11 protein-coding genes are annotated in these 9,392 nt (G+C 74.7%); 10 read left to right on the top strand and 1 reads right to left on the bottom strand.

Annotated features, from left to right (window positions below; translation table 11 throughout):
- Positions 1 to 235: 235 nt before the first annotated feature.
- Positions 236 to 871: a TIGR03085 family metal-binding protein gene (locus tag FH715_RS15625; RefSeq protein WP_139645641.1), complete on the bottom strand. Its 636-nt coding sequence runs from the start codon at positions 869 to 871 to the stop codon at positions 236 to 238.
- 88 nt (positions 872 to 959) lie between these two features.
- On the opposite strand from FH715_RS15625, the gene hisI reads away from it, so the two are divergent.
- The 10 genes from hisI to FH715_RS15575 all read left to right on the top strand — a co-directional run bounded on the left by hisI (position 960) and on the right by FH715_RS15575 (position 9,329).
- Positions 960 to 1,337 (top strand): phosphoribosyl-AMP cyclohydrolase, encoded by a 378-nt coding sequence (hisI, locus tag FH715_RS15620; protein ID WP_139645639.1) that lies wholly within the window; start codon positions 960 to 962, stop codon positions 1,335 to 1,337.
- A gap of 72 nt (positions 1,338 to 1,409) precedes the next feature.
- Positions 1,410 to 2,936: an anthranilate synthase component I gene (locus FH715_RS15615; protein WP_139645637.1), complete on the top strand. Its 1,527-nt coding sequence runs from the start codon at positions 1,410 to 1,412 to the stop codon at positions 2,934 to 2,936.
- Positions 2,933 to 3,547: a TIGR02234 family membrane protein gene (locus FH715_RS15610; protein ID WP_139645635.1), complete on the top strand. Its 615-nt coding sequence runs from the start codon at positions 2,933 to 2,935 to the stop codon at positions 3,545 to 3,547. Before FH715_RS15615 ends, FH715_RS15610 begins: the two co-directional genes overlap by 4 nt.
- Before the next feature lie 138 nt (positions 3,548 to 3,685).
- Complete coding sequence (locus FH715_RS15605) at positions 3,686 to 3,964, top strand: HGxxPAAW family protein (protein ID WP_139645633.1); 279 nt, start codon at positions 3,686 to 3,688, stop codon at positions 3,962 to 3,964.
- Positions 3,965 to 4,027: 63 nt separating this feature from the next.
- Positions 4,028 to 4,441: a DUF2752 domain-containing protein gene (locus FH715_RS15600; RefSeq protein WP_139645631.1), complete on the top strand. Its 414-nt coding sequence runs from the start codon at positions 4,028 to 4,030 to the stop codon at positions 4,439 to 4,441.
- Positions 4,442 to 4,729: 288 nt separating this feature from the next.
- Complete coding sequence (gene trpC / locus FH715_RS15595; RefSeq protein WP_139645628.1) at positions 4,730 to 5,536, top strand: indole-3-glycerol phosphate synthase TrpC; 807 nt, start codon at positions 4,730 to 4,732, stop codon at positions 5,534 to 5,536.
- Between the two features lie 6 nt (positions 5,537 to 5,542).
- Complete coding sequence (trpM, locus tag FH715_RS29545; protein WP_139645626.1) at positions 5,543 to 5,761, top strand: tryptophan biosynthesis modulator TrpM; 219 nt, start codon at positions 5,543 to 5,545, stop codon at positions 5,759 to 5,761.
- Positions 5,762 to 5,984: 223 nt separating this feature from the next.
- The gene (gene trpB, locus FH715_RS15585) at positions 5,985 to 7,226 is read left to right on the top strand and encodes a tryptophan synthase subunit beta (RefSeq protein WP_139645624.1); all 1,242 of its coding nucleotides are present in this window, start codon (positions 5,985 to 5,987) and stop codon (positions 7,224 to 7,226) included.
- The gene (trpA, locus tag FH715_RS15580; RefSeq protein ID WP_139645623.1) at positions 7,223 to 8,059 is read left to right on the top strand and encodes a tryptophan synthase subunit alpha; all 837 of its coding nucleotides are present in this window, start codon (positions 7,223 to 7,225) and stop codon (positions 8,057 to 8,059) included. The genes trpB and trpA overlap by 4 nt, the downstream gene beginning before the upstream one ends.
- 52 nt (positions 8,060 to 8,111) lie before the next feature.
- On the top strand, positions 8,112 to 9,329 hold the full coding sequence (locus tag FH715_RS15575; RefSeq protein ID WP_139645621.1) for a DUF1266 domain-containing protein: 1,218 nt from the start codon (positions 8,112 to 8,114) through the stop codon (positions 9,327 to 9,329).
- Positions 9,330 to 9,392 lie beyond the last annotated feature (63 nt).

Below are 9,392 nucleotides of genomic sequence, written 5' to 3'. Positions count from 1 at the left end.
CCCGTGCTGGTCGGCGTCGCGGAGAACGGCGGCAACCTGGGCCGCGGCCTCTACACCGTCGACGGCCTGTTCACCCTGGAGATCGACCCCGACGGCTATCGCACCGTCACGCGGGTCGCGGGCGGGGTCGACGACCTCTGCGCCCGGGTCGGCGCCTGACGGCCCGAGGCTCCGACGTCCCGAAGCCCCCGCCCGCCGGCGCGCCCGGGCGCGCCGGCGGGCGGGGGCGGGGGGCTCAGGCCAGGCCGAGCTTCGCCTCCCTGGCGCGCTCCACCGCCTCCTCCTCGCCGTCGAACTCGACCTTCGCGACCCGCTGCCGCCCGAAGGCGAACAGCAGCAGCTCGCCCGGCTCCCCGGTCACCGTCACGACCGGGGTGCCCTTGTGCGCCACGGCCGTCTGCCCGTTGGGCCGGCGCAGCACCAGGCCGACCGGGCTGCGACGGCCGAGCATCCGGGCCGAGGACTCCAGCCGGCGCCACAGCGCGTCGGCGAAGACCGGGTCCAGCGAGCGGGGCTTCCACTCCAGCCCGGTCCTGCGGACGTCCTCGCCGTGGACGAAGAACTCCACCGTGTTCGCCGCCTCGTCGACCTGCTTCAGCGAGAACGGCGAGACCTTCGAGGGACCGGACCTGAACATCTGGATCAACTCGTCGTACGGGCGGGCGGCGAACTCGTCCCGCACCCGCTCGCCCCTGGCGGCCAGCGGCTTGATCACGAGCCCGCCGATCCCCTCGGCGCGGCGCTCCCGCACCACGAGGTGCGCGGCCAGGTCCCGGGCGGTCCACCCCTCGCACAGGGTGGGGGCGTCCGGCCCGGCGGACTCCAACAGATCGGCGAGCAGCAGGCGTTCACGCTTGGCATGGGTAGACATGACCCCAGGGTATGACCTCCCACTGACAACGCAGCGTAACCGAACGGTGGCGCCCGTCGCGCCCCCGGGCGCGAGGCAGAATGGGGGCATGTCCCGCACCCAGTCCCCTCGGCTCGCCCCCGAGATCGCCGCGCGCCTCAAGCGGAACGCCGACGGGCTCTTTCCCGCCATCGCCCAGCAGTACGACACCGGAGAGGTGCTGATGCTCGGCTGGATGGACGACGAGGCCCTGCGCCGCACCCTGGTCACCGGCCGCTGCACCTACTACAGCCGCAGCCGGCGGGAGTACTGGGCCAAGGGCGACACCTCGGGCCATGTGCAGCACGTCAGGTCCGTGGCCCTGGACTGCGACGGGGACACCGTGCTGGTCAGGGTCGACCAGGTCGGCGCCGCCTGCCACACCGGGGACCGCACCTGCTTCGACGCCGACGAACTGCCCCTGGGCGAGGGCGCGCAGACCCCCTGACCGGCGGCTCGGGCACACCGGTTCCGACCGAGGGTCGCCCGGTGTCAGAGGTGTCGCCTAGGCTCAACGGCCATGACCACTGAGGACATCGACCGCTTCCGGGTGCTCGCCAAGGAACGCCGGGTCATCCCGGTGACCCGCCGCCTCCTCGCCGACGGCGACACCCCGGTCGGCCTGTACCGCAAGCTGGCCGCCGGCCGGCCCGGCACGTTCCTGCTGGAGTCGGCGGAGAACGGCCGTACCTGGTCCCGTTACTCCTTCGTCGGCGTGCGCAGCGCGGCCACCCTCACCGTGCGTGACGGGCAGGCGCACTGGGTCGGCGGGCCGCCCGCGGGGGTGCCGGTGGAGGGAGACCCGCTGACGGTGCTGCGGGAGACGCTGCGGGTGCTGCACACGCCGCGCGATCCCGAGCTGCCGCCGTTCACCGGGGGGATGGTGGGCTACCTCGGCTACGACGTGGTGCGCCGGCTGGAGTCCATCGGCGACGACACGGTGGACGACCTGCGGCTGCCCGAGCTGACGATGCTCCTCGCCTCCGACCTCGCGGTGCTCGACCACCGCGACGGCACGGTGCTGCTGATCGCCAACGCGTTCAGCGACCTGCCGCTCGGCGACGACGAGGAGCGGCTCGCCGAGGTGCACGCGGACGCGGTGGCGCGGCTCGACGCCATGGCGGCCGACCTGACGCGTCCGGTCGCGATGAGCGCCGTCGAGCTGCCGCCGAGCGAGCTGCCGCCGTTCACCGCCAGGTTCGGCGGGGAGCGCTACCGGAGCGCCGTCGAGACGGTGAAGGAGTACGTGCGGGCGGGCGACGCGTTCCAGGTGGTGCCCTCCCAGCGGTTCGAGACGCCGTGCGCCGCCGGCGCGTTGGATGTCTACCGGGTGCTGCGCACCACCAACCCGAGCCCCTACATGTATCTCTTCCGGTTCGCCGGCGAGGCGGGGGAGAGCGGCTTCGACGTGGTCGGCTCCAGCCCCGAGGCGCTGGTGAAGGTGACCGAGGGGCGCGCCATGCTGCACCCCATCGCGGGCACCAGGCCGCGCGGCGCGACCCCGGGCGAGGACGCGGCGCTCGGCGCCGAGCTGCTGGCCGACCCCAAGGAGCGCGCCGAGCACCTGATGCTGGTCGACCTCGGGCGCAACGACCTCGGCCGGGTCTCGGTGCCCGGCACCGTCGAGGTCGTCGACTTCATGTCGGTCGAGCGGTACAGCCACGTGATGCACATCGTCTCCACGGTCACGGGACAACTGGCCGACGACCGCACCGCGTTCGACGCGCTCACCGCCTGCTTCCCGGCCGGCACGCTCTCGGGGGCGCCGAAGCCGCGCGCCATGGAGATCATCGAGGAGCTGGAGCCGACCCGGCGCGGTGTCTACGGCGGCTGCGTCGGCTATCTCGACTTCGCGGGCGACGCGGACACCGCGATCGCCATCCGCACCGCCGTGCTGCGGGACGGAGTGGCCCATGTGCAGGCAGGCGCCGGGGTGGTCGCCGACTCCGATCCGGTCGCCGAGGACACCGAGTGCGCCAACAAGGCGGCGGCCGTGCTCAGGGCGGTGGCCACGGCCGGGAGGTTGCGCGGTAGCGTGGAAGCGTGAGCCGAAACCCGTCCGACAGCGCCAGGGTGTCGCGCCGCGCACTCGGCGCGGCGCTGCTGAGCGGCGCGTCCGGGGCAGCCGTCGTGCTGGTCTCCGCCGGCCAGACCTGGGGCGAGGGGGATGCCCAGGGAGGCGGCGCCGAGCTGCCGGTGACGGCCAGCGGAAGCGCGGTCTCGGGGCTGCCTAGCGCGTTGGCGCTGGTCGGCCTCGCCGCGCTGGTCGCGGTCTTCGCGGTGCGCGGCACCGGCCGTTACGTGGTGGCCTCCGTGCTGGCGCTCAGCGGCGCCGGGTCGATCGCCGCCGCGCTGCTGGGCTACGGCGACTCGGAGGCGCTGGACCGCGCGGCGGTCGAGGCGATGGGCGTCTCGGACGTGGCGGTGACCTCCGTGAGCCACACCGGCTGGCCCTGGTTCTCCGCGCTGGGCGGACTGCTGCTGCTCTGCGCCGGCCTGTTGGCGCTGAGCTACGGCCGGCAGTGGCCGGCCATGTCCAGCCGCTACGAGCGCGGCGGCCGTGAGGCACGAGGCCGGCGCGGCGGTCGCGGCGGCGAGGACCCCGAGCGGCCCGAGGACATCTGGCGGGCGCTGGACCGGGGCGAGGACCCCACCTGAACGGCCGGCGCCGCCCGGCGTTCCGGCCCCGGGGCACGGGGTGACGCACCCCACCCGTCACGCCGGGAACGGCCTGCCACAATGGTGGGGGGCGCGGGACGTGAGCGCCCGGCACCTTTTCTTTCCGGAGGAGCGCACATGTCGGGTCAGCACGACCACGGACACACCCCTGCCGCCTGGACGGCGGTGACCATCGCCTTCATCGGGTTCTGCCTCGGCAGCTACTTCACCGTCGTCGCCCAGCCGTGGGGCGTCGCGGCCAGCGGTGTCGTGCTGGTGCTCGCCGCCGTGGTCGGCCTCGTGATGCGGGCCATGGGCCTCGGCCAGCAGCCGGCCCCGGCGCGGGTCGCGAAGCCGGCCGTCGCGGCTGAGCCCGCGCCGGCCGTCGAGCCGGCGACGCCGGCCGCCGCCGGCTGAGCGGGGCCGCCGACCGGCCCACTTCCGCACGCGCGGTGTCGCGGCGGTGGTGAGACTGGTCACATGCGGCAACGACAGCGACTTCTCGACGCGAGAGCACCACTGGCCGCCGTCGCCCTGCTGGGCGCGGCGGTCAGTTGCGTGGTGCTCAGGGACCCGACGCGGGCGGGGAGTTTCCCGCCCTGCCCGCTGCTGACCGGGTTCGGCCTGCACTGCCCGGGGTGCGGCGGGCTGCGGGCGGTGCACGCGCTGGCGCACGCGGAGTGGTCGGTGGCGTGGCACGCCAACGCGCTGGTGGTCGCGGCGGCGGTGCTCGTGGGGCTCGGGCTGCTGGGCTGGCTGGTCGCGGCGTTGGCCGGGATCTCGCGGCGGGTGGCCCTCCCCGCGTCGGCGGGGTGGGGCGCGCTCGCCCTGGTGACGGCGTTCACGCTGCTGCGCAACGCCCCGCCCGGCGCGTTCCTCACACCGGGCGGGTAGCGGGTGGCGGCTGCCGCGGGGTACGGGGCGCGTTCTCGGCGCGGGGACCACGCGGGGGCGAGGGCGGCGACCCACCCCGGCCGACAGGGACGCCGACAGGGACCACCGCCGCCGGCGACCGCCGTGGGCACCGGTGGGAAGCAGCCGCGCATACCGCTCTGACCAGGGAGTTCGTGAGGTGGATGCAGGTCCCTGCGTTCTGCGTGGGCGGGTGGTGAGGGGGCGGCGGGGGGCGGATACTATCGGTGGGGATTGCTCTCCCCACACCGACAGGAAGGGGCCGGTCGCGTGAGTGTGCTCGACGAGATCATCGAGGGAGTCCGCGCCGACCTCGCAGAGCGGCAGGCGCAGGTCTCCCTTGACCAGCTCAAGGAGCGCGCAGCCGAGGCCCCCCCGGCGAAGGACGGGGTGGCCGCCCTCAAGGGGGACAGCGTCACCGTCATCTGCGAGGTCAAGCGCTCCAGCCCCTCCAAGGGCGCGCTGGCCGCGATCGCCGACCCGGCCGGCCTCGCCGCCGACTACGAGGCGGGCGGCGCCGCCGCCATCTCCGTGCTGACCGAGCGCCGCCGCTTCGGCGGCTCGCTCGCCGACCTCGCCGAGGTGCGCGCCCGGGTGGACATCCCGGTGCTGCGCAAGGACTTCGTCGTCACCTCCTACCAGCTGTGGGAGGCCCGCGCGCACGGCGCCGACCTGGTGCTGCTGATCGTCGCCGCGCTGGACCAGCCGGCGTTGGTCTCGCTCGTGGAGCGCGCCGAGTCGATCGGCCTGACGCCCCTGGTCGAGGTGCACGACGAGGACGAGCTGGAGCGCGCGGTGGACGCCGGCGCCCGGATCATCGGGGTGAACGCGCGGGACCTGCGCACCCTCCAGGTCGACAGGTCGACCTTCGAGCGGGTGGCGCCCGAGATCCCCGAGGGGATCGTCCGGGTCGCCGAGTCCGGGGTGCGCGGTCCGCACGACCTGATCGCCTACGCCAACGAGGGCGCCGACGCCGTGCTGGTCGGCGAGTCCCTGGTGACCGGCCGCGACCCGCGCACGGCGGTCGCCGACCTGGTCGCCGCCGGTGCCCACCCCGCCCTGCGGCAGGGGCGCTGAGAGAGCGTGTCCGCCGTCCCCTCCGCCGAGCGCGTTCCCGCGCCGCCCCGAGACCGCCGCGACCGCGCGGTCGGGCGGATAGCGGTGCGCGGCGCCAGGGGCGCGCGACCGCGCGGTCCGCGCGGGCCCGCGCGCCGGGTGCTCGGCCGTCGGGTGCGCTACCACATCGGCTGCGAGCCGGGTCAGATCAGCGGTCGCCGATGGCAGGCCGCCCCCGGGGCCTGACCGGCCCCCGCCCGTCGGGCGCCCTCCGTCGTCGGGGGACGCGCGACGCGCACGCCCCGTTGAACGGCGCCGCGCCGTTCCCGCGCCCCCTCCCGCGCCACCGCGCGCTCCGGCGTCCCGCCGAGCGCCGCGGGCGCGCCACGGGGTTCCCCTTTCGCTTTCGTTCCGTCTCGCTTCGCGCGCCTCCCCAGGTCGCGCGCTGTCCCGGAAGGCAGATCCACCCATGTCCGCCGAGTACTTCCATCCCGACCACGAGGGCGAGGTGCCCGACGCCCGCGGGTACTTCGGTGCCTTCGGCGGCACCTTCGTCCCGGAGGCCCTGCGGGCCGCCATGGACGAGGTCGCCGACGCCTACGAGAAGGCGAGGAACGACCCCGCCTTCGTCGCCGAGCTGGACGACCTGATGGTCAACTACGCCGGCCGCCCCAGCCCGCTGACCGAGGTGCCCCGGTTCGCCGGGCACGCCGGTGGCGCGCGGGTCTTCCTCAAGCGCGAGGACCTCAACCACACCGGCTCCCACAAGATCAACAACGTGCTGGGCCAGGCCCTTCTGACCCGCCGGATGGGCAAGACCCGGGTGATCGCCGAGACCGGCGCCGGGCAGCACGGCGTCGCCACCGCGACCGCCTGCGCGCTCTTCGGCCTGGAGTGCACCATCTACATGGGGGAGATCGACACCGAGCGTCAGGCGCTCAACGTCGCCCGGATGCGGATGCTGGGCGCCGAGGTGATCGCCGTCTCCTCGGGGAGCCGCACCCTGAAGGACGCCATCAACGAGGCGTTCCGCGAGTGGGTGGCCACCGTCGACGAGACCCACTACCTCTTCGGCACCGCGGCCGGGCCGCACCCGTTCCCCGCGCTGGTGCGGGACTTCCACCGGGTGATCGGCGTCGAGGCCAGGCGGCAGATCCTGGAACGGGTCGGGCGGCTGCCCGACGCCGTGGTGGCCTGCGTGGGCGGCGGCTCCAACGCCATCGGCCTCTTCCACCCGTTCGTGGCCGACGCCGGCGTGCGGCTGGTCGGCTGCGAGGCGGCCGGCCACGGCGTGGAGTCCGGGGAGCACGCGGCGACACTGACCGCGGGCGAGCCCGGCATCCTGCACGGCTCGCGCTCGTTCGTCCTCCAGGACGACGAGGGCCAGATCACCGAGCCGTACTCGATCTCCGCCGGCCTCGACTACCCGGGCATCGGCCCGGAGCACGCCCACCTCAAGGCGAGCGGGCGGGGCGAGTACCGCCCGGTCACCGACGCCCAGGCGATGGAGGCGCTGCGGCTGCTCTCCCGCACCGAGGGCATCATTCCGGCCATCGAGTCGGCCCACGCGCTGGCCGGCGCGCTCGACCTCGGCCGCGAGCTGGGCCCGGAGGCCGTGCTGGTGGTCAACCTCTCGGGCCGCGGCGACAAGGACATGGACACCGCCGCCCGGTACTTCGGGCTCTACGACGGCGAGGAGAACGACCGGTGAGCGAGCAGCAGGCGGCAGGCGGACGACTCGACCTGCTGAGCGCCACACTGGCCGACACGGCCGCGGCCGGCCGCGCCGCGCTGGTGGGCTACTACCCGGCCGGCTTCCCCACGGTGGACGGCGCGGTGCGCGCCGCGACCGCCATGGTGGAGGGCGGCTGCGACATCGTCGAGATCGGGCTGCCGCACAGCGACCCGGTGCTCGACGGCCCGGTGATCCAGACCGCCGACGACATCGCGCTGCGCGGCGGGGTGCGGATCGCCGACGTGCTGCGCACGGTGCGCGAGGTGCACGCGGCGACGGGTGTCCCGGTGCTGGTGATGACCTACTGGAACCCGGTGGACCGCTACGGCCCCGAGCGTTTCGCCGCGGAGCTGGCCGAGGCGGGCGGCGCCGGGTGCATCCTGCCCGATCTGCCGGTCGAGGAGTCGGACGCCTGGCGGAAGGCGGCCGAACAGCACGCCCTCGCCACGGTGTTCGTGGTCGCGCCGAGCAGCAGGGACGAGCGGCTGGCCACCATCACGGCGGCCGGCAGCGGCTTCGTCTACGCCGCCTCCCTGATGGGCGTCACCGGCGGCCGGGCGGCCGTCAGCGCCCAGGCGGCCACCCTGGTCGAGCGGACCAGGGCCACCACCGAGCTCCCGGTCTGCGTCGGCCTCGGAGTCTCCAGCGAGGCGCAGGCGGCGCAGGTCGCCGGGTTCGCGGACGGGGTGATCGTCGGATCCGCCTTCGTCAAGGTGGTGCTCGACCACGAGGGCGACGAGGCCGGCGCGCTGACACGACTGCGCGCCCTGGCCGGCGAGTTGGCGCGGGGCGTGCGCTCCGGGCGCTGAGGCGCGCGGTGGCGTGAACCCCTCCGTCGGGGCCGACCGGTACAGTCGCTCCATGGGGATCGAGGGGACCACGGAGGACATAGCCTGGCAGCCGCCGACCACCGTGGAGGAGCGGCTCTACCAGGCGGGACTCCAGGCGGACTGGCCGGCGTACTTCGAGGTTGTGGCGGGCACCGACCTCTTTCTGCCCACGTCGCGCGAGCTGGCGGACGCGGTGCCGGGACGGCTGCGGTTCAGCCCGTTCCACCACCCGGAGGTCAAGGGGCTGTGCCTGCCCGTCTTCACGCGGGGGATGCTGCCGACGCCCGCCGACGACGGGGTCTTCGAGCGTTCGTCGCTGGCCGACCTCGCCAAGTACTGGCCGCGTCCGGCGCGTTGGCTCGCGGTCAACCCCGGCACCCCGGTGGAGACGCTGCTGCCCGCCGAGCCGCGCAAGTGGAAGCGGCAGGCGAAGCACGGCGCCGAGGAGCGTCAGCTGAAGACGCTCTGGACGGGGCACCGCGGCGGCCCGATGGCACACGGTCTGGCCTGCGGCGCGCTGCTGATGGTCAACAACGCGGCCATCTGGAACCACATGGGCTGGCAGGGCGGCGGCTACACCGAGGAGAAGGAGCTGCTGCGCTCCTGGTGGGGCGTGGGGAGCAGGGCGCAGTGGCAGGGGATACTGCGACGGCTGCTGGGCGGTCAGGTGATCTCGCCCGCCTGGGAGTTCGTGCTGCGGGTGCGGCAGGCGATGGTGCAGGAGTACGGGACGACGCCGAACCCGGTGGCCTGGCGGGAGGCGGCCGAGCGGGTGTTGCTCTCCCGCACCGCCGAGGTGGTGGACCGCACCGGCCGGCCGCCCGAGTTCGACCTGGACGCCGACATCGCGCTGGCCCACGAGCTGATCGGCCAGGTGCTGCGGTACGAGTCGCGGTTCCGCGCCGACGGGCTGCTGACCGACGACGGCTGCGTGCGTTCCGTCCTCGCCTGGGACATGGGGCGGGCCTCCTGCATGGCGCGTTGGGGCCTGGGGGCGCGTTTCGCGGAGCTGAACGAGACGGAGCAGGCGGTGCTGCGGGCCGGCGAGGGGGCGCGCCAGGTCTACGACTCCTGGGGCGAGTTCGCCGCCGGCTATGTGCTGGGGCGCTGTCTGCACTTCGACAGCGAGGAGTTCGGCGACTGGTACACGGAGATGGTCGACGTCTTCCGCATCCTGACGACCGATCCGGAGAGCCCCTGGCTGAGCGTCCCCTGGGAGCAGCCGGCGGTCGACCTGACCGAGCGCTGACGGCGGAGCGCGCGCCCCGGGCGCGCGCCGGACCGCGCCGCGCGCCGGCGCTGCGGGACCGTT

Source organism: Streptomyces sedi, from assembly GCF_006335015.1.
Lineage (GTDB): Bacteria > Actinomycetota > Actinomycetes > Streptomycetales > Streptomycetaceae > Streptomyces > Streptomyces sedi.
This window is presented reverse-complemented; position numbering and strand designations above follow the sequence as displayed.